The sequence below is a fragment of the Flavobacterium sp. KY-23415 genome (assembly GCF_055384985.1).
Map to the genome: position 1 here is coordinate 2,654,356 of NZ_AP044001.1, position 19,895 is coordinate 2,674,250.

General features: G+C 29.6%; 18 protein-coding genes and 1 pseudogene. All 19 read left to right on the plus strand.

Features of this window, described 5'->3' with window-relative positions:
* The first annotated feature begins 175 nt into the window (after positions 1–175).
* The 19 genes and pseudogenes from argS to ACZ49Z_RS11555 all read left to right on the plus strand — a co-directional run bounded on the left by argS (position 176) and on the right by ACZ49Z_RS11555 (position 19,889).
* Positions 176–1,966, plus strand: coding sequence for an arginine--tRNA ligase (gene argS, locus ACZ49Z_RS11465; RefSeq protein ID WP_464304455.1), 1,791 nt, complete (start codon positions 176–178; stop codon positions 1,964–1,966).
* 17 nt (positions 1,967–1,983) lie between these two features.
* Positions 1,984–3,432, plus strand: coding sequence for an SGNH/GDSL hydrolase family protein (locus tag ACZ49Z_RS11470; protein ID WP_464304456.1), 1,449 nt, complete (start codon positions 1,984–1,986; stop codon positions 3,430–3,432).
* Complete coding sequence (locus tag ACZ49Z_RS11475) at positions 3,410–4,825, plus strand: GDSL-type esterase/lipase family protein (protein WP_464304457.1); 1,416 nt, start codon at positions 3,410–3,412, stop codon at positions 4,823–4,825. Before ACZ49Z_RS11470 ends, ACZ49Z_RS11475 begins: the two co-directional genes overlap by 23 nt.
* Before the next feature lie 57 nt (positions 4,826–4,882).
* On the plus strand, positions 4,883–6,340 hold the full coding sequence (locus ACZ49Z_RS11480) for an MBOAT family O-acyltransferase (protein ID WP_464308066.1): 1,458 nt from the start codon (positions 4,883–4,885) through the stop codon (positions 6,338–6,340).
* A 370-nt stretch (positions 6,341–6,710) separates the two neighbouring features.
* Positions 6,711–7,025 (plus strand): tyrosine-type recombinase/integrase, encoded by a 315-nt coding sequence (locus ACZ49Z_RS11485; RefSeq protein WP_464304458.1) that lies wholly within the window; start codon positions 6,711–6,713, stop codon positions 7,023–7,025.
* A 248-nt stretch (positions 7,026–7,273) separates the two neighbouring features.
* Complete coding sequence (locus ACZ49Z_RS11490) at positions 7,274–7,681, plus strand: hypothetical protein (protein WP_464304459.1); 408 nt, start codon at positions 7,274–7,276, stop codon at positions 7,679–7,681.
* Between the two features lie 391 nt (positions 7,682–8,072).
* Positions 8,073–9,080 (plus strand): hypothetical protein, encoded by a 1,008-nt coding sequence (locus tag ACZ49Z_RS11495; protein ID WP_464304460.1) that lies wholly within the window; start codon positions 8,073–8,075, stop codon positions 9,078–9,080.
* A gap of 139 nt (positions 9,081–9,219) precedes the next feature.
* A pseudogene (locus ACZ49Z_RS11500) lies at positions 9,220–10,889 on the plus strand (IS1182 family transposase).
* A gap of 6 nt (positions 10,890–10,895) precedes the next feature.
* Positions 10,896–11,063 carry a DUF1398 family protein gene (locus ACZ49Z_RS11505; RefSeq protein WP_464308067.1) on the plus strand — a complete coding sequence of 56 codons (168 nt, stop codon included), beginning with the start codon at positions 10,896–10,898 and terminating at the stop codon, positions 11,061–11,063.
* A 145-nt stretch (positions 11,064–11,208) separates the two neighbouring features.
* Positions 11,209–11,913 carry a response regulator transcription factor gene (locus tag ACZ49Z_RS11510; protein ID WP_464304461.1) on the plus strand — a complete coding sequence of 235 codons (705 nt, stop codon included), beginning with the start codon at positions 11,209–11,211 and terminating at the stop codon, positions 11,911–11,913.
* A 99-nt stretch (positions 11,914–12,012) separates the two neighbouring features.
* Positions 12,013–14,343: an outer membrane beta-barrel protein gene (locus tag ACZ49Z_RS11515; protein ID WP_464304462.1), complete on the plus strand. Its 2,331-nt coding sequence runs from the start codon at positions 12,013–12,015 to the stop codon at positions 14,341–14,343.
* A 183-nt stretch (positions 14,344–14,526) separates the two neighbouring features.
* Entirely contained in the window at positions 14,527–15,570 is a 1,044-nt protein-coding gene (locus tag ACZ49Z_RS11520) for a S66 family peptidase (protein ID WP_464304463.1), read from the plus strand.
* Positions 15,571–15,833: 263 nt separating this feature from the next.
* Positions 15,834–16,289 carry a YdcF family protein gene (locus ACZ49Z_RS11525; protein ID WP_464304464.1) on the plus strand — a complete coding sequence of 152 codons (456 nt, stop codon included), beginning with the start codon at positions 15,834–15,836 and terminating at the stop codon, positions 16,287–16,289.
* A gap of 231 nt (positions 16,290–16,520) precedes the next feature.
* Positions 16,521–17,096, plus strand: coding sequence for a hypothetical protein (locus ACZ49Z_RS11530; RefSeq protein WP_464304465.1), 576 nt, complete (start codon positions 16,521–16,523; stop codon positions 17,094–17,096).
* A 183-nt stretch (positions 17,097–17,279) separates the two neighbouring features.
* Positions 17,280–17,843 carry a hypothetical protein gene (locus ACZ49Z_RS11535; protein ID WP_464304466.1) on the plus strand — a complete coding sequence of 188 codons (564 nt, stop codon included), beginning with the start codon at positions 17,280–17,282 and terminating at the stop codon, positions 17,841–17,843.
* Entirely contained in the window at positions 17,840–18,229 is a 390-nt protein-coding gene (locus tag ACZ49Z_RS11540) for a VOC family protein (RefSeq protein WP_464304467.1), read from the plus strand. The genes ACZ49Z_RS11535 and ACZ49Z_RS11540 overlap by 4 nt, the downstream gene beginning before the upstream one ends.
* Before the next feature lie 224 nt (positions 18,230–18,453).
* Positions 18,454–19,437, plus strand: coding sequence for a c-type heme family protein (locus ACZ49Z_RS11545; protein WP_464304468.1), 984 nt, complete (start codon positions 18,454–18,456; stop codon positions 19,435–19,437).
* The gene (locus ACZ49Z_RS11550; RefSeq protein WP_464304469.1) at positions 19,437–19,628 is read left to right on the plus strand and encodes a DUF6132 family protein; all 192 of its coding nucleotides are present in this window, start codon (positions 19,437–19,439) and stop codon (positions 19,626–19,628) included. Before ACZ49Z_RS11545 ends, ACZ49Z_RS11550 begins: the two co-directional genes overlap by 1 nt.
* A gap of 54 nt (positions 19,629–19,682) precedes the next feature.
* Positions 19,683–19,889, plus strand: coding sequence for a hypothetical protein (locus ACZ49Z_RS11555; protein WP_464304470.1), 207 nt, complete (start codon positions 19,683–19,685; stop codon positions 19,887–19,889).
* Positions 19,890–19,895: the final 6 nt, after the last annotated feature.

Here is a 19,895-nt window from a genome sequence, read left to right on the forward strand (position 1 = left end):
ACTGTTTAACGTGATTTGATTAATGATTACAAACAAGACAGCTAAACAAAGAGTTTGTTACACCAACTCGTTTTATTTGGCTTTTTTTTAACATATTATAGAAAAAATCTACAAACGAAGCATTAATTACTAACCACTAATTACTAAATTTGCACCTTTATAAAATCAAAGAAAAATGACATTACAAGAAACACTAACAACACACATCCAGAAAGCCGTTCAATCCGTATTCGATTTAACTATTGAAAAAATTGAATTTCAAGCGACTAGGAAAGATTTTGAAGGTGATATTACTATGGTTGTTTTTCCTTTGGTAAAAGTATTAAAAGGTAACCCAGTAGAAATAGGAACCAAAATAGGAAACTATCTTGTAGAAAACGTAGCAGAAGTTGCTAAATTCAATGTAGTAGGCGGTTTTTTAAATATGGTAATTTCCGATGCCTATTATGTGTCTTTTTTTAATACAATTAAAGAGAATGATACGTATGGTTTTGTAGCACCAAAAGCAAACGAAAAGTCGGTAATGGTAGAATATTCATCACCAAACACCAACAAACCGTTGCATTTAGGTCATATTCGTAATAATTTATTGGGCTATTCTGTAGGCGAAATTATTAAAGCTTCAGGTAAAAAAGTATATAAAACTCAAATCATCAACGATAGAGGTATTCATATTTGTAAGTCAATGTTGGCTTGGCAAAAGTTTGGAGAAGGACAAACGCCAGAATCTACAGGCTTAAAAGGGGATAAACTGGTAGGAAACTTCTATGTAGAATTTGATAAGCAATATAAAAAAGAGATAGGTGAGTTAGTTGCACAAGGCAAAACAGAAGAAGAAGCAAAGAAATTAGCTCCTTCCATTTTAGAAGCACAAGAAATGCTACGCAAATGGGAAGCAGGCGATGAAGAAGTTGTTGCTTTGTGGCAAACAATGAACCAATGGGTATATGATGGTTTTGCACAAACCTATGAGAACCTAGGAGTTCATTTCGATATTCCAAACTACTATGAAAGTAATACATACCTTTTAGGAAAAGAGGTAGTGCAGTTAGGATTAGAAAAAGGAATCTTTGAAAAAGACCCAGATGGTTCGGTTTGGATCGATTTAACGGCAGAAGGTTTAGACAGAAAGATTGTATTGCGTGCCGATGGTACTGCAGTCTATATGACACAAGATATTGGAACAGCCATTCAACGTGTTAAAGATTATCCAGATGTTGGAGGAATGGTTTATACTGTGGGTAACGAACAAGATTATCATTTTAAGGTGCTGTTCTTAATTTTGAAAAAATTAGGATTCGATTGGGCAGAACACCTTTATCATTTAAGCTATGGAATGGTAGAATTACCTTCTGGAAAAATGAAATCGCGTGAAGGAACTGTTGTAGATGCAGACGATTTAATGGAAGAAATGACTGTGACCGCAAAAAACATTTCGGAAGAACTAGGAAAGTTAGACGGCTATAATGATGTAGAAAAAGCAAGATTATATAAAATTATCGGGCTTGGAGCGTTAAAGTACTATATGCTAAAAGTAGATCCAAAAAAATCGATGATGTTCAATCCAGAAGAATCGGTAGATTTTAATGGAAATACAGGGCCATTTATTCAATATACTTATGCCCGTATTCAATCGATCTTAAGAAAAGCAAATTTTGATTATACTTCTGTATCAGTTACTTCGAACGGAATCGAGATGCAGGACAAAGAAAAAGAGCTAATCAAACAAGTGCAAATGTTTCCAGAAATAATCCAAAGTGCGGCTCACAATCATAGTCCAGCATTAATTGCAAATTATACCTATGATTTGGTGAAAGAATTTAATTCATTCTATCAAAATGTTCCCATTTTGCCAGAGGAAAATATGGAAAAGAAAATATTTAGAGTACAACTATCTAAGACCGTTGGGAATATTATTAAAAATGCCTTCCAACTGTTAGGGATTCAAGTTCCTGAAAGAATGTAATTTTATACATACATAAATTGAAATCAACGTCTTATTTTTTCAGGACCTTTTTTGCATTGGTAATTGCAATTATAGTTTTTTTCTTGTTTAAAGAAGTTTTGCCCAAGAAAATATTTAAAGAAAAAGCAATTACAAAAAATGTAGTTGTAGATAGTTTGTTGTTAGAGGCTATTTCAGAAGCAAAAGATTCGGTAGTTGCAGATGCAGTAGTAGATAAACAAGGGAAAGTTGTTTTTAAACCAACAATTGAAGGAATTGTTTTTCCAACAGAAAAATACACAGAATATAAAGGATTTCAGTTTTTGATTCCTTTTTATGAAAAATTATATCAGTTAGAAACACAGAAGAAAGGGAATGTGCGTATAGCCTATTTTGGAGATTCCATGACCGATGGCGATTTAATTGTGAAAGATTTTAGAACCTATCTTCAAGAAAAATTTGGAGGCAAAGGAGTAGGGTTTGTTAATATCACATCAGAATCAGCAAGTTCAAGAAGTTCTTTGGTGCATGAGTATTCACCCAATTGGAAAATGGAATCCTATTTAAAAGTGAAAAGACCCAAGCACCCATTTGGAATTAATGGTCATGTTTTTTATGCGAATGACACCCTAAAAAAAACTTGGGTGAGCTACAAAGCCAATGCAACAAAATTTGCCACCGTTTTGAACAAACCAACCTTGTTCTATGGAAGTTCAAAAAATGAAAGAGGAGAAGTATATTATATTGCAAATGAAGATACTATAAGAAAAAAACTAACACCAACTCATAGATTAAACACGTTGCGATTTTCAGAAACAAGTTTGTCATCTTTAAAACTACATTTTAAAAACGCAGACAGTATTCCTATTTATGGTTTTAATTTTGATGATGGAGAAGGTGTGCATGTCGATAATTTTTCAAGTAGAGGTAATTCTGGCCTACCATTGTCAATGTTTAATAGAGAGATGATGTCAGAATTCAATAAACATCTAGGATATGATCTAATTGTCCTTCATTATGGAACCAATGTTCTCAATTATGGCACATTGGATTATTCGTGGTATGAGAAGAAAATGAAAACCGTAGTTGCTCATTTAAAAGAGTGTTTTCCAGGAGTAACCATATTGATTATTTCAACAGCAGATAAAGCTACAAAATATGACTTGGAAATGAAAACCGATTCTGCTGTAGTCCCTTTATCGAGTGCTCAAAAAAAATATGCTATTGCATCAGAAGCTGGCTTTGTGAATCTATTCACCTTAATGGGAGGTGATGGAAGCATGGTGAAATGGGTAGAAGAAATGCCAGCAAAAGCCAATAAAGATTATACGCATTTTAATTTTAGAGGAGCACAAGAAGTAGCCAAATTAGTCTATGCACAGCTAGATGAAGGCTATGTAAAGTATAAAAAAATGAGAGCAAAAAGAAAACCCGTTGTAAAAAAAGACAGTATTCATAAACACGATGACAGTATCTATGCGCAATAAAATAATATTTTGTATTCTCATTTCATGGCAGTTTTTGAGTGCACAAGTTCAAGATTCTATCGCTTTAGTAAACACAGTAATGGTAGATTCTTTAATGCCAAATTCAGATAGCATTATAAATCCTGAAGCCATTTCAAAATTCTATGAAAAACTGCAACAGCTTGAAGAAAAAAAAGATTACAAGCTACGGGTAGTGCACATTGGCGATTCGCATATTCAAGCCGATTTGTTTACTGGGAAGATGCGTAGTTTGTTGCAAGATAAATATGGCAATAGCGGATTAGGATTTACATTTCCTTATAATCTAGCTAAAACCAATGGCAATCATTTCATTAAATATACTTCCAACGCTTCTTTTGAAAGCTATAGAAATATTTATCCAGACACCACACAACCCGTAGGTTTAAGTGGTATTGCACTCTATACTAAAAATAAAGATTTTGCCATTCAAATTGGAGTGCGCGACAAAAATTTTGCCTTTCATACTGTAAAACTAGTAACACCAAACAATAATTCGGTTTTTGATTTGGCTACTGCTTCAAATGAAATGGTAATAGAATCATCTGTGCCTAAAAAAATAAGCCATAAGATAAAAAGAGGAGAATCCTTATCTATTATTGCAGACAAATATAATGTTGGTGTTGCCGCTATAAAAAAAGCAAATAATTTGCGCTCAAACACCATTCATGCAGGTAAAACAATAAAAATACCAACCAATGAAATGGAAGCCAAACAAATTAGTAAAACAGCCTTCATTCCATTAACACTACAAAACGATATCGTCTCTCAAAACTATTACAGTCAAGAGTTGATGAATACGATCTATTTAGTGCCAAACGAACAGCTAGAAACATTTGCTTTGAATGGATTAATTCTAGAGAGAAACAATCCAGGAATAGTGTATAGTGCCATAGGAGTTAACGGAGCAAAAGCATGTGATTATAATAAATTTCCAATGTTTTTTGAACAGTTAAAAGCCTTAGAAAGTAGCTTAGTTGTAATTTCTTTAGGAACAAATGAAAGTTTTGATAAAAAACCAACCGCAGTATATTTTGAAGAATTAAAAGAAATGGTGCAGCAAATTCGCAAAGAAAATCCGTCGGTAGAAATCATTATCACTACGCCTTCACCGTCTTTCTTTAAAAGAAAATATCCCAATACATTTGTAGCCGATTATACAAAAAAAATTCTAGAAACAGCAGTAGAAAATAATGTTGCCGTGTGGGACATGTTCCATGCCTTAGGGGGATTGTCTAGTGTGAATGAAAACTATAAAAAAGGCTTAATGGCAAAAGACAAAGTGCATTATTCCAAAGCAGGATATGAATTGCAAGGGCAATTGTTTTTTGAAGCATTAATAAAAAGTTACGAACAATTTAAAGCTATTAAATAAGTGAAACCCATAGTTGTTGTACTGTCTTTTATTCAGAATATTGTTGGAGAATTAGATATGGAAACCATAAAAAGTTGGTTTTTGTTTAATGAAAAACAGCCGCTACTCTTTAATAGTGGTCTTTTTTTAGGTTTTTTTACGGTGTTCTATTTCATTTATATTCTTAGTCAAAAAACACACTATTTCAGAATAGGATATGTGGTTCTTTTTTCTTTGTTTTTCTATTATAAATGTAGTGGAATCTATTTCTGGTTATTGATTTTTTCTTCGGTTGTGGATTATAGTTTGTCCTATTTAATACACACAGAACCAAAGCAAGCATATAGAAAATTCTATCTAATTTTAAGTTTGTTAATTAACTTAGGAATGTTAGTCTATTTTAAGTACACTAACTTTTTTATTACAAACTTTAACCTACTCTCTGGAGACAACATTACACTTTCAGATGTTATTTTGCCTGTAGGAATTTCATTCTACACCTTTCAAACACTCAGTTACACCATAGATGTTTATAGAAGAGATTTAGAACCTACAAAAAGCTTTGTAGATTTTCTATTCTTTGTGTCATTCTTTCCACAATTAGTAGCGGGACCTATTGTGAGGGCAAGCGATTTTATTCCGCAGATTTACCAAAAATTGAAGCTAACAAAAGAGGAATTTAATAAAGCCGTATTTTTAATAATTGGCGGATTAATAAAAAAAGCTGTAATTTCAGACTATATCTCTTCAAACTTTGTAGATCGTGTTTTCGATGCGCCCAACAGCTACACTGCTTTCGAAAACCTAATGGCGTCCTATGGTTATGCTATTCAAATTTATTGCGATTTTTCAGGATATTCAGACATGGCAATTGGTTTGGCATTACTCATGGGGTTCACATTGCCAGCTAATTTTAGAACGCCCTATAAATCGGCTTCTATAACAGAATTTTGGAGAAGATGGCACATATCATTGTCTTCATGGTTAAGAGATTACCTTTATATTTCATTAGGAGGAAATAGAAAGGGTAATTTTAGAACCTATTTCAATTTATTCATGACCATGCTTTTAGGAGGTTTGTGGCATGGAGCCAATTGGAAATTCGTTTTTTGGGGCGTGCTTCATGGTTTGGCTTTAGCGGTAGAACGCTTCTTTGGTCAATTTATAAAACTTCCTAAAAACTACTTTGTTAGAGGCATACAAATAGTATTAACATTCCATTTTGTAGTGTTTTGTTGGCTGTTTTTTAGAGCAAAAGATTTTAATACAGCCTTTCAAATTACAGAAAACATAAGCAAATTGAATGTTAGCTTAGAACAATGGTCTATAATTATTCAAGGTTATAGTAATGTTTTTCTTGTTTTAGCTTTTGGTTTTGTATGGCATTTTCTACCCGAACGTATCACAAATTTTAATGAAAAACAATTTGGAAAACTACCATTTTGGTTGCAAGCCATTGTTTTAGGATTTGTTTTTTGGTTAGTACTAGCCATGGCTTCAGAAGGAGCACAGCCTTTTATCTATTTTCAGTTTTAATGCAAAGTTTGTTGTGGGTTTGTCTGTTGTAGGTTGTCTGTTGTAGGTTTGTTGTCTCATAATTTTGGTTTACGCAAAGTTTACTTTTTCAACTTTTCTGTTAATAACCAATTTTTAATAATTCTTTGTTTTTTTTAATTTACAAATGAGTTTGTTTTTGCAAAGCTGTTTGTATTGATATGGGTGTGGTTATTATGGTTTTGTTTTGGTTTAAAAAAAATCGTCATTTTCTTTTACAGTAAATTCAAATCGCAAAGGGCATCATTTAGCAGTTGAGAACCTTGGCATTTTTTTTTGCTGAGGTTAACGTGTGCTACTCCAAAATTGTTGTGACAAAAACATTAATTCATTTCAATTTGTCACAAAAAGTGTGGCATTTCCAATTTCAAATCAAAATTGTCACAAGAACTGTGACGCTTTACTTTTCAAAACAAAAAATGTCACAAGTTTTTTTAAAAAAAACAATACAAAATTCCTGAATGTTGAATATTATTTGGTTTACAAGCCAAAAGAATTTTTATTTGAAGGACAATTTGGTGGTATGTACAGCAGTAGAAGTGCTCAAGTTATTTTAAAGAGAATAGCAGAAAGAGCAAGAATAAGAAAACCGATAACACTTCATAGACTTAGACACAGTTTTGCAACACATTTACTTGAAAGTGGTACTGATTTGCATTATATTTAAGGTTTATTAGGTCATAGTAGCATTAAAACTACCGAAAATTTACACATATGTAAGCACAAAAAGCATTCAACAAATTAAAAGTCCTTTTGATGAATTGTAATAAATAATTATTATTTTTGGGCAAGAAAAAAGTCTGACTGTTTTCAGACCTATCTAACAAATGGTTGTTGTATATGTCTGACGAAGTCAGACATATAAACAAGTTGTACACAATGAAAACCAATACAAATTAAAAAATGAAATTTAAAATGAAAAAAGTATTATTTACATTAATCTTTATTTGTGCATTTGGAACAATTAATGCTCAAAAAATTAAATTTAAAAAAGGCAAAGTGATAGTTGACGAAGTTGAATGCTTGAATTATGATAGTAGCTCAAACAATGTTGAATTCACAACTGATGATGGCAGTCAAACTATAATTTTAAAGTATATAAGGACTGGAGTTGGTCAAAATGGAGGATTATATACAAAAGTTGTTTTTGTAGAGCAAGACAAATCTTTTACCTCAAAATCTTATATATTCAACAAAAATTTATTAGTAAAAAAACTAATATCAGATAAGGTTTTAATAGATTGTAAAATCGATGAAACTAAGATTGATAAATTTCTTATGAAATATGATGAGGGAATTGAAGAAACTTTGATTAGACACTAAAATCACTGTGTACAACAGCTAAGGTTTCCTTGCGTGCGAAGCACGAACAATGAAACCGTGGTTGAACGGAACCTATTATATTCCACCACTATGGGGTTTTCGTTATGTTTTTAGAAGGAATTTCAAGAGGCATGTGAGCCTCTTTTTTTTGGAGTAAAATTAAGTTGGTTTTTCCGTGTTTTTCCATCACTTTTGAGTATAAATTCCCTTACCCATAAAATTAATTTTTAAAGGGATTTGATTTTAGCTATTGCCGATGTTTGATAAAAATGCATTTAAAAAAGTTTTTTAGTGTAGCTTAAAACCGCTATTTTTACTTCAATTTATAATACAAAGTAAAATAAACGGAGGTTTTAAGACAAACTGCCGTTGGCATAAATTTTTAAAAAAAATGAAACGAATAATATTATTTTACTTGATATTAAACTGCTTTTGCAATTGCGGACAAGAAAAAAAAACAGAATCAACTAAATTAGAAATTCAAAATTCTTTATACATTGATTTATCCGAATACGATATTAAAAAACAAAAAGTTGACTCTGTTACTAATCTAGATTTTAAGAATGCTATAATTGATAGCGATCTTAATTTTATACCAAATAGCAAAGATTTTTCAAATTTTTATAAAAGTGATTATAAAGGAAATGTAAAGCAAGTTACAAGTTATCACAAAGGACAAAATGACTCGTATAAAAGATTTGATGAATCGAATAGATATAATGAAAAAGGATATAAAGTTGAGTCTGAATATACCTATGCAGGGACTTTGAAATATTATTATGATTCAAATAATAACTTAACAAAAGAATTAAAGATAATGGATGGCGATACTATTCGAGTTAAAAGCATCTATTATAATAATAAAAATAAAATTATAAACATTAGAGAAAACCACTTAAAAAAAAATAAAGATTACGAATTTAACTTGGATATATCAATTGAATATAATTCAGATGGAAGCCCGAGTAAAATAATCAATAAAAACCCAAACAAAACTTACACTAAAGACATATCATATATTGGAAATAAAATTATAATTACTAAAACTGACAATACAAAAAAAGTTACAGAAGAAATTTATATATATTCTAAAACATATAAATTATTAAAACATAATTATGGCTATCATACTATATTAAATAAATATGATGAGAATGATAAAATAGCTAGTAGTATGACATATAGAGATAACGAATATTGCTGTACAGATTTTTATAAATATGATGATAAAGGAATTAAAACAAATTGGATATTTACTAACCATTTGAAAGACCATAAAGAAATTCACACTTATAATTATGAATTTGACAATTTAGACAATATAATCTACGAACACTCTACTGATAATGTAACAAATAAAGAGTATGAAACGTTTTACGAAATTGAATACTTTGAATAATAAAAAACTTCTGCCAACAATGGCTATAAGTAATTGCTTGTTCTCTCCTACTTGAGGCTGTCCAAAAAGTAAGGACAGCCTTTTTTATTTGTATTTTTTCTCTAAAATTAGTATCTTAGAGTTGAGACAAAAATACACAATGGCTAAGATAGTTTTTAAAAATCAAACAGGCAATTCTCCAGAGTTATTTCCTATCAATATTTTCGATAGAATACCGCAAAACCATCCAGTTCGCTTAGTGGAACAAGTTGTTAATCAGTTAGATATAAGTGAAATTTTAAAGCACTATAAAGGTGGAGGTACTTCTGCTTATCATCCAAGAATGATGGTTAAAGTATTGTTTTATAGTTATTTATCTAATGTATATTCTTGCAGAAAAATTGCAAAAGCACTTCAGGAAAACATTCATTTTATGTATATTTCGGGTAATTCAACTCCCGATTTTAGAACGATAAACGATTTTAGGGGTAAAGTTCTAAAAAATCACATTCAAACTCTTTTTGCAGAAGTGGTAAAAATGTTGGTTGAAATGAAATATGTAAGCCTAGATGTTCAGTATATTGATGGTACAAAGATAGAATCTAAAGCTAATAAATATACTTTTGTATGGAGAGGCTCCATTGAGAAATATAAAGAAAAACTAGAAATTAAAATTAGTCATATTTTATCGACTATTGAAAACAGTATTCAATCTGATAATCAAGAACTAAATATAGAAGAATTACCAAAATCGATTGATTCAGAAAGTTTAAAAAAAAGCTTTCGATTCTTAATAAAAAGCTCAAAATGCCTACCAAAAAGCAGGAAAAAGAGTTACAAAAACTTCAAGAGGAGCATCTTCCAAAGCTTGAAAAATATGAAAAAGACTTAGCTACAATGGAAAATAGGAACTCTTATAGTAAAACGGATCCCGAAGCTACCTTTATGAGAATGAAAGAAGATCATATGAAAAACGGTCAATTAAAACCCGCTTACAATCCGCAAATATCTACAGAAAATCAATTCATTACACATGTATCTGTTCATCAAACAACAAATGACACTACAACCTTAAGTTCTCATCTTGAAGGTTTTGAAAAAGCCTATCAAAAACAGAGCAAAGAAATCGTTACTGATGCAGGTTATGGAAGTGAAGAAAACTATGAAATGCTGGAAGAAAAACAAGCTGATGCTTATGTGAAATATAACTATTTTCATCAAGAACAAAAAAGAAAGATAAAAAACAATCCTTTTCTTGTTCAAAACTTATTCTACAACGAAGAACACGATTTTTATGTTTGTCCAATGGGGCAAATTATGCAAAAAACAGGAGTAGGAAAACGTGAAACCAGTACTGGATATGAATCACAAATTACATATTATCAAGCCAAAAGATGCCAAGGATGTCCTTTACGAAGTCAATGTCATCAAGCAAAAGGTAATAGAATTTTATCAGTCAATCATCGATTAAATGAATTAAAAGAAAAAGCAAGAAAGCTACTAATGAGTGAAAAAGGACTAGAACATCGAAGTAAACGTCCAATAGAGGTAGAAGCGGTTTTTGGTCAACTTAAAAGCAATAATAAATTCAATCGATTCACAATGAAGGGTTTAAAAAAAGTAACATTAGAGTTTTTACTAATGGCACTTGGACACAACTTTAGAAAAATGAATGCATTCAAGACAGACTTGCCAAAATTTGTTTTCAAAACCAAAATTCACACTTATCTAGCCTATTTTAAAACTAAAATTTGCCTTGTTAAAGTAACTCAAAGTTATTTTGCTATTATTTTTTCTTCAAAACAAAATAGCTTAAAAATAGCTACATAAAAAAAGCTGTCCTTTTCGGACAGCCCCGAAGGAGCAACTGATTATTTTACATTTTGCAATCATTGTGCCGAAACAGGAATCGAAAAATGGAATGTGAATCTTGAGAAAATGACTTGTACTTACTATGATAAGGCAGGTAATGAAATTTTAGTAGAAAATATACCTATTGTATAGAAGCAAAGAACAAGTATTAATGATTTTTAGTAAGGTGTGAGATACTTCACTTTGTTAATTGTCTTATTTAATACATTTGTGAATAAATGTTGGATAATGTTGACTTTATTATGGATTTTTCAATTTCAAAAATTTTAGATAAAAAATGAAAAAATATATTTTCCTGTTATTGATTATTACCTTTAAACTATCTGGACAAAATAATATTAAAAACACACCAACAAAAAAACTGTCTCCTTCAGAAATTTATGCTAAAGAGTATAAAATTATAGATGAAGAAGAACAAAAGTTTAAAAAGTTTAAAAAACAAATAAAGGCTATAACGACAGAAGACTATTTAGAAAAAATTAGAACTTATTCGAAAGATTCTTTAAAAACTTTAGCAATAAAACTTTTAAGTATAAAAGAATTGAATGAAAAAAAATTACTTCAAAAGGATATTACATTAAATTCTGATTATTATATCCGATTATTAGATGAATTGAAATCTAGTGAAATAAATAATCTTGAATATTTTTTTCTAGAGAGAGAATTGAATGGTTATTATTTGGTCACTATGAAGAAGAAACAAACTTTAAGCATAATTCTAAATGTCATCTTTGGAATAATAATAGTAGTTCTTAGTTATATTATTTACTCAATGAAGTCACAAAAAAAAATGACTATTGTTGAAGAACTTAGTAATCAAGAAATAAAAATAAAAGAATATATACTAAATGGTAAAAGTAATAAAGAAATTGCGGAAGAACTCTTTATTAGTTTAAACACTGTTAAAACACATATTACCAATATATACAACAAACTAAATGTCTCTAATAGAAAAGAATTAATTAATAAATTTCAAAAATAGTACTAGTACTAGTACTTAAATCATACTACAAAAGAAGCATTTTCACGAGTGCTTCTTTTTTATTTGCAGAAATATTAATTTAAAAAATCTATTAGAAAAATGTTTAAAAAGAAATTCTCTTTAGTCGTATTGCTATTCCATGTAATTGGATTTTCGCAAAATAATTTTACATTAGAAATTGAACTTTCAGCTTCAAAAAATGAAATTATAAAAGAAGGCAATGCATATCTATATAATTCAGAAACAAATCAAATTATTAAAACAAAATCTATTGTAGATAAGCAATTAATTTTCGATTCATTAAATGAGGGAAATTATACGCTTCTTATTATTTGTGAAGAATTTGAAGAATTTGAACAGAAAATTTTTTTGAATAAAAACCAAATTTTAAAAATAGAATTGACAAAAATCAATTTTACCGAACTAAACGGAATTGTAGTAGAAGGGAATAAAAAGACTTTTACCAATTCAAACGGAAATATTAAAGTGGATATTGCTAATTCTATTTTTAAAGCAATTCCAAATCCAATAGATTTACTTTCACAACTTCCAAGTATTCAAATAAGTGGCGACAAGGAAAGTATTTCAATAGTTGGAAGAGGTAATCCTTTAATTTATATAGATAATCAAAGAGTAGGAATGAATGATTTAAATACGTTATCGGTTGATGATATTAAGATAATAGAAATTATAAAAAATCCTTCATCTAAATATGAAGCCGAAGGTAGGGGCGTAATTTTAATTACTAGAAAGTTTAGTAAAAAAGATCGATTTGAAACTACTATTTCTGAAGTTGCTTCATTTAAAAAGAAGTTTAATAATTACTTAGGCATGAATTCAAGTTTTAAGAAGAATAAAACAGAAGTAAAAGCTAATTTTAACTACAATCAACTGAATCCTTGGGAAGGAGCAGCGAATACTCTGGAAATTGAAAATGACAATATAGCGTCAAATTTTATTGCCGAATCCTATTCAAAAAGACGTCAATTTATTCTGGGCAGTGGACTATATCATCAAATTAATGAGAACGATTATTTTTCATTTAATTTGAGTGGAAGAATTCAAAAAGATAACGATAAAAACACAACTACAACTTTCCACAATCAAAACAATATTCAAAATGAAATTGAAACAGTAAATAATAATGATGAAAAAAGAAATTTTTTAAACTCATTTGTTAACTACAACAAAAAAATAAAATGCTTAGATATAGACTTATTTACAGGCATTCAATTCTCCAATTTTAATCAAAACTCAAATAGTATAATTCAAAACAATTATAACAATACTCAATTTGACATAACACAAAATAGAAATCAAAAATTTAATGTTAATGTATATTCAGGAAGAACAGATTTAGAAAAATCATTTAAAAATGAAATGAAATGGGAAATAGGAGCGTTATATTTATCTGCGGAAGCTAGCACAAATTTTGAACTTTTAGATTTCATTTCAAATAATAATGAAAATTCAAATTATAATTTTAAAGAAAAAAATATTGCGGGTTATACTCAGTTTTCTGGAAAAATTAAAAAGATAAGTTATTCGATTGGGTTACGAACAGAAAACACAAACATAGAAGGAAAATATAGAAACAACCGCTCATTTTTAATTGATAAGAATTATATTAATTTTTTTCCAAAAATACAGTTCGACATTCCTGTTGATAGTACAAAAACAATAAGCTTTAATTATGCTAAAAGCATTCTAAGACCTAATTATTCATCTACAAGCCAAATATCAATTTACACAAACCCCTATCTGGTTTATTCTAGAAATATTAATTTAAACCCAACAATTACAGATGAAATTTCGGGAACATTTCAATATAAAAACAAATCTTTAAAGCTAATTTTTTATCAAAGTAAAGATCCTGTAAACTTTTCGTTTTCATATGATTCTTCAGTCAATTTAATTACATTTAATTCAATTAACTATGCCAAAGAATCAGGTTTGAATTTAGAGTTTATGCTTCCTTTTAAAAAAAGATCTTGGAGTTCTGAAAACAGTTTTAATTTAATTTATAATAAAATTGAAGATAAATCAGCTGTTTTTAATGAATCAAAACCCTATTTATACTACTATTCAAATCATATTTTTGAATTACCTAAAGAATTTCATTTTTCTATCACAGGTTGGGGTTTTACAGAAAGGAAAGAAGGTGTTTTTAAAAGGAATTCATTGTTCATTATGAACTTTGCATTATCTAAAACGCTGCTTAAAAATTTTGATTGCACATTTAGTTTTAATGATATCTTCAGAAATATGAATTTTAATGAAGATTTTACAATAAACGATATCACTTCTAAAGGAATATATAATACTGATACCCGAGAAATTTCATTTTCAATCCGTTATAAATTTGGAAAGATTAAAGATTCAAATTATCAAGAAAGAGATATTGACGAAAATTCGAATAGAATTAGATAAAAAGCAGCACACAACAAAATATAGGTATTCATCATTATTCCATGGCTTGTTAGCTTTATAGAATGCTAAAAAAGGAGATATATTTGATTTTCTTAATATAAATCGACTATTTTTACTTTAAAATTAAAACTGAAATAACACAAACAGCGTTTTTTTAGAGAAGCTTATATTATAGGATATTTTATGAAGACACTTATTAAACCGAAAGTATTAAAACCTGGGGACAAAGTAGCCACTATTTCTTTGTCTTGGGGAGGTGCTGGAGAAATTCCTCATCGCTATCAAACGGGGAAACGACAACTTGAAGACAATTTTGGCGTAAAGGTTATAGAAACAAAAAATGCTTTGAAATCTGCTGACTGGTTAAATAAAAATCCACAAGCAAGAGCAGACGATTTAATGGAGGCCTTTTCCGATAATTCGATTAAAGCAATTTTTTCAAATATTGGTGGGGAAGACAGTGTTAGAATCTTACCATATATAGATCTTTCAATTATAACTAAAAATCCAAAAATATTTTTAGGATTTTCGGATAGTACGATTACACATCTTACTTGTTATAAGGCTGGGTTGACTTCGTTTTACGGGACATCGATATTGGTTGGTTTTGCAGAAAATGGAGGAATGTTCCAATATCAAATAGACGATATAAAAAGAACTCTTTTTTCTTCAAAACCAATCGGACAAATACTGCCAAATATAAATGGCTGGACAAGTGAAAGACTTGAATGGTCAGACAAGTCTTTAGCAAATCAAAAACGAAAATTAACCAAAAGTAATGGGTGGAATTTTTTGCAAGGTACAGCCAAAGTTCAAGGGAAACTTATTGGAGGGTGTCTTCAGGTATTAGAATTTTTAAAGTCAACTGAATATTGGTTTGATCCAAACGATTGGGATAATAGCATTTTGTTTTTAGAGACTTCTGAGGCTATCATGCCTCCAATGAATTTCAAATGGATAATTTGGAATTATGCGGCTCAAGGTGTTTTTCATAAAATAAAAGCGGTTATTTTAGGCAGACCATACGACAATAAGTACACAGAAGAGTACAATAAAATTTTATTGCAAATAATCAGAGATGAGTTGCAATTGACAGACTTACCGATAGTAACAGAAATGGATTTCGGACATACAAGTCCAATTTTTACGATTCCATATGGAGTAACTGCCGAAATTGATTGTGCGCAAAAAGCATTTAGTATAATTGAAAGTGCGGTAATCGACTGATAAAAAACGCTCTATAATAGCATTGACTGTTGCACAATTTAAAAATTTGCTTAAGCACATCTAAAATATGAATTGCTAAATGAAATATTTTTGAAATTCAAGTACTTATATGTTTGATAATCTAGTAATAAACAAAAACGGTGGTTAGTTAACTTTCTATGAAAAATTGTAAACCAATTTTAAAGCTATTTATTACAATTCTGTTTTTATGGTTTTGTGGGCATTTGATTTTTACCATTGTTGACGGTTTAGCAGATAAAAACATGAAAGCAGACATTGCAGTAATTTTAGGTAATAAAGTAAATGAGGATGGATCACTTTCGGAAAGGCTTCAAAAGCGAATGGAATGTGGACTTGACCTTTATCATAAAGGGCGAGTAAAGAAAATAATAGTCAGTGGTGGTCTTGGAAAAGAAGGATATTATGAGGGTGATAAAATGAAAGATTTTTTAATAAAAAACAATGTCCCTGATAGTATAATAATTGTCGACAATTTAGGGAGTAATACTCTTGCAACCGTAAATAATACTCTTAAATTAAAAGACAGCCTAAATTATAAAAGCTTAATTGTTGTTTCTCAATATTACCATTTAACAAGGACAAAAATGTTGTTTAGAAAACAACACTTTGAAAATATTAGTAGTGTAAGTCCCAGATATTATGAGTTTAGAGACATTTATTCATTAATTAGAGAGTTTGTAGCGTATTATTCCCAATGAAGATTAAGGATTATTCATTTATTCTTTATAGGTATTCATCATCATTCCTAGCGCTGTTTGGTTCACTGAATACCAAAAAATAAAAAAGATATATTTGATTTTCTTAATATAAATCGACTATTTTTACTTTAGATTTGAATACAAATTAATCTAAACGGAGGTTTTTTTGAGAAGCTGATGTAAGTTGTAAGTACTCCTCAGATGCCAAATCTAAAGCAATTTTTATGACTTATGACAAAATTTTTCTTTTTCTTTATCACAATATTTTTTCTAAGCTGTGGGAAATCAGAATCCAATTCGAAAACGGATATTAAACAAAATCAAAATGACAACTCAAAAAATAATTCTAAAGGATTACCTTTTTTTGTTTTTGATGAGGTAATACACTATCACAAATGCATTACAATAGAAGAATGGTTAAATATTGTGAGAAAGGATGAGAAGCAAACCATAGATGAAAAAAAGTTGCTCAGTTTACTTAATGATTATTTACCTGAAAAATCTCTAAACGATAAAATTCTAATAAATGATATTGAAAACTTATATCCTCAAAAAAAGATAATAAACAAGTCTAAATTCGCAATTTTATCCAACATCTATAGTGAGAAATATCATGGAGATTATGCATTAGCTGCTTGTGAACCTTACTATCGTGATATTTTAATTTTTAAAAAGCAACATAAAATCATTGGGATTTCCAAAGTATGTTTTGAATGTTATTTGCATTCAACAATAGGATCAACACAGAATACGGAACAACTAGGTCAAAATGGAGATTACGCAAAATTACAAGACTTATTAAAATGATAAATGAGCAAGCTACTGTCTCGTTGCGAGCATTACACTAAGTTAATGAATTATAATCATTGGACACAAAACACCTATACTAAGTGTCAAGTAAACCGTGGTTGAACCCTTCGATTAGTTCAAATAACAAAATAAGGGTTTTTAGCCGAATTGAGGTTGTTTTCAAGGTTTAATTCTAGAATTATGAAAAAAGATTATAAATTAAATTCAAAAGACGAATTAACAGAATTAGCAAAATGTATGGGAATTGAAACATGGAATCAATTGACCCAATTCATTAAAAACTTGCCTTACGGAAGGAATAAGAATCGGTCTGATTTTAGATTAGTATTCTCTGAAATGAAGGGAACATGCAGTTCAAAACATGCTCTTTTGAAAACCATTGCAGATTTAAATGAAGTGCCAAACATTGTGTTAGTAATTGGTATTTATAGAATGAATCACTTAAACACACCAAAAATCGGTTTAGAACTTATGGAAAACTCAATTGATTTTATTCCAGAGGCACATTGTTATTTAAAAATTAATGGAATAAGAACCGATTTTACAACAAGAAAATCAGAATTTCAAAAAATTGAAAAAGATATACTGCAAGAAAAAGAAATTCAACCTGAACAAGTTTCAACTTTTAAAGTAAATTATCATATAGATTATGTGAAGCACTGGTTGATAGCAACAAATTCAAAATATGAATTTCATGAGATTTGGAAGATAAGAGAAAATTGCATACAAAATTTGACAGAATGAAATTTGATAGAACAGGTATACTATTATACACAATAGAATATAGAAAGTGTGTGGATTTCTATGAAAACCTAATTGGACTTACTAAAATGTTTGAAACGGATCGCTTAACATGTTTTGAATTTGGCGATTCCTACTTAATGCTAGAATTAGACAGTGAATATGATGAACATAAAGTTTATGAAGAAAGAGTAAGAACTTGTTTGAGAATGAACGTTAGCAATGTAAGGAAAGTATATGATAATTTGATTTTGAATAATATTAAAGCTGATTATCAAGAGCATTCATGGGGTGTTGTTGCTAAGTTTTATGATCCAGACGGCAATTTATGTGCTTTTAAGGATAGTGAAAAATTCGAACAACAAATAATGAAAGGTAGAGCCCAATAAAAAATGTCTGCCATCAGCCAAAGTGTATTCGTTTGTTCTTAAAGCACAAAGTATCAAAACATAAATGCATCAAAGTAAACTTTTCTTGTTTTGCCATCGTGAGCTTATTGAATTTTTTTTAGATAGTTTAAAGCGTAAACAATTTATTTTAATGTAACTTGAGTTACTAATAAGTCATTGAAACAATTATAACTTTGTTTGAATAGTTATTAAATCAATTTATTATGAATAAATATAGTATAGCTCTGTTTGCATTGTTGTTCTTTATAAGCTGTCAAAAAAAGAATAACGTTCCATATGAAGAAATAACTTCATTAAGCGAAGCCTATAATCCTCAGGAAGCAAAAGATTTAATGGAAACGCATTGTTATCTATGCCATAGTCCAAGTGCCAAAGAAAATGAAGGCCGGATTGCTCCACCAATGATTGCTATAAAATCGAGATATTTAATGGATTATAATTCAAAAGAAGATTTTGTAAATGCGATATCTAATTTTGTAGAAAATCCAACAAATGAGACGGCTAAAATGCATGGTGCGGTTAAAAAATTTGGGGTAATGCCTAAACAGGTTTTCCCTGAAAAGGCTGTGGCTCAAATTGCTAATTTTATGTTTGATTACCAAATCGAAGAGCCAGCTTGGTTCAAAGAACATTGGCAAGGACACGGAAACGATAATTGGACACAACCAGGAAAAAAAATCGATATAGTTGAGAAACGAAAAACGTTTGATGAAATAGGATTAGAATATGCACTTGCTACAAAAAAAATATTAGGTCAAAACTTAATGGGAACTATTCAAAAGAAAGGAACAATAGAGGCTTTAGTTTTTTGTAATAGTCAAGCAATACCTTTAACCGATAGTATGTCGGTTCAAAATAATGCAATTATAAAACGAGTGTCAGACAAAAATAGAAACCCAAACAACAAAGCAAATGCAGAAGAATTGGTATATATTGAACAATTTAAAAAAGACTTAGCAGCTAAAATAGAACCCAAACCGGTTGTTGTTGATAAAGGAGCGAAAATACAATTTTATTATCCTATTTCAACGAATACAATGTGTTTGGAATGCCATGGAAAATTAGAAAACATTAAACCCGAAGTGCGTGCTAAAATCTTAAAATTATATCCACAAGATTTGGCATTTGGTTACGGAGAAAATGAAGTAAGAGGAATTTGGAGTATCACTTTTGATAATAAAAAATAATGACAAAAAAAGGATATATCATCACGGGAATTGGAATTATAGTAGGACTAATTGCAGGATATTTATACTATCATTTTGTAGGTTGCCTTTCTGGAACATGTGCCATTACTTCAAAACCAATAAATAGCACTTTATATGGAGGATTAATGGGCGGTTTACTATTTAATATTTTTGTAAAAAAATCTAAATAAATTTCTGTATATTTGAGAAGCAATAAAAAATAGACACTTTAATATAAAATTATTATGAAAAAAATTGTATCAATCGTAGCATTATCATTGTTGTTTTCTGTAGGAGTGAGTGCTCAAGAGAAAAAGACAACTAAAAAAGAGAAAGCAAAAACAGAGAAAAAAGCAGAATGTTCTAAAGAAGAAAAAAAATCTTGCGGAACAGAAGCAAAAGGATCTTGTTGTTCTAAAAAAGCAAAAGCAGAAGCTAAAAAAGAAGACTAATAACTA

Coding starts and splice junctions, on each gene's coding strand:
- ACZ49Z_RS11480 (WP_464308066.1), top strand. CDS start 4,883: ATGGAAACCATAAAAAGTTGGTTTTTGTTTAATGAAAAACAGCCGCTA.
- ACZ49Z_RS11550 (WP_464304469.1), top strand. CDS start 19,437: ATGACAAAAAAAGGATATATCATCACGGGAATTGGAATTATAGTAGGA.
- ACZ49Z_RS11520 (WP_464304463.1), top strand. CDS start 14,527: ATGAAGACACTTATTAAACCGAAAGTATTAAAACCTGGGGACAAAGTA.
- ACZ49Z_RS11555 (WP_464304470.1), top strand. CDS start 19,683: ATGAAAAAAATTGTATCAATCGTAGCATTATCATTGTTGTTTTCTGTA.
- ACZ49Z_RS11510 (WP_464304461.1), top strand. CDS start 11,209: ATGAAAAAATATATTTTCCTGTTATTGATTATTACCTTTAAACTATCT.
- ACZ49Z_RS11490 (WP_464304459.1), top strand. CDS start 7,274: ATGAAAAAAGTATTATTTACATTAATCTTTATTTGTGCATTTGGAACA.
- ACZ49Z_RS11495 (WP_464304460.1), top strand. CDS start 8,073: ATGAAACGAATAATATTATTTTACTTGATATTAAACTGCTTTTGCAAT.
- ACZ49Z_RS11545 (WP_464304468.1), top strand. CDS start 18,454: ATGAATAAATATAGTATAGCTCTGTTTGCATTGTTGTTCTTTATAAGC.
- ACZ49Z_RS11530 (WP_464304465.1), top strand. CDS start 16,521: ATGACAAAATTTTTCTTTTTCTTTATCACAATATTTTTTCTAAGCTGT.
- ACZ49Z_RS11515 (WP_464304462.1), top strand. CDS start 12,013: ATGTTTAAAAAGAAATTCTCTTTAGTCGTATTGCTATTCCATGTAATT.
- ACZ49Z_RS11475 (WP_464304457.1), top strand. CDS start 3,410: ATGACAGTATCTATGCGCAATAAAATAATATTTTGTATTCTCATTTCA.
- argS (WP_464304455.1), top strand. CDS start 176: ATGACATTACAAGAAACACTAACAACACACATCCAGAAAGCCGTTCAA.
- ACZ49Z_RS11540 (WP_464304467.1), top strand. CDS start 17,840: ATGAAATTTGATAGAACAGGTATACTATTATACACAATAGAATATAGA.
- ACZ49Z_RS11535 (WP_464304466.1), top strand. CDS start 17,280: ATGAAAAAAGATTATAAATTAAATTCAAAAGACGAATTAACAGAATTA.
- ACZ49Z_RS11525 (WP_464304464.1), top strand. CDS start 15,834: ATGAAAGCAGACATTGCAGTAATTTTAGGTAATAAAGTAAATGAGGAT.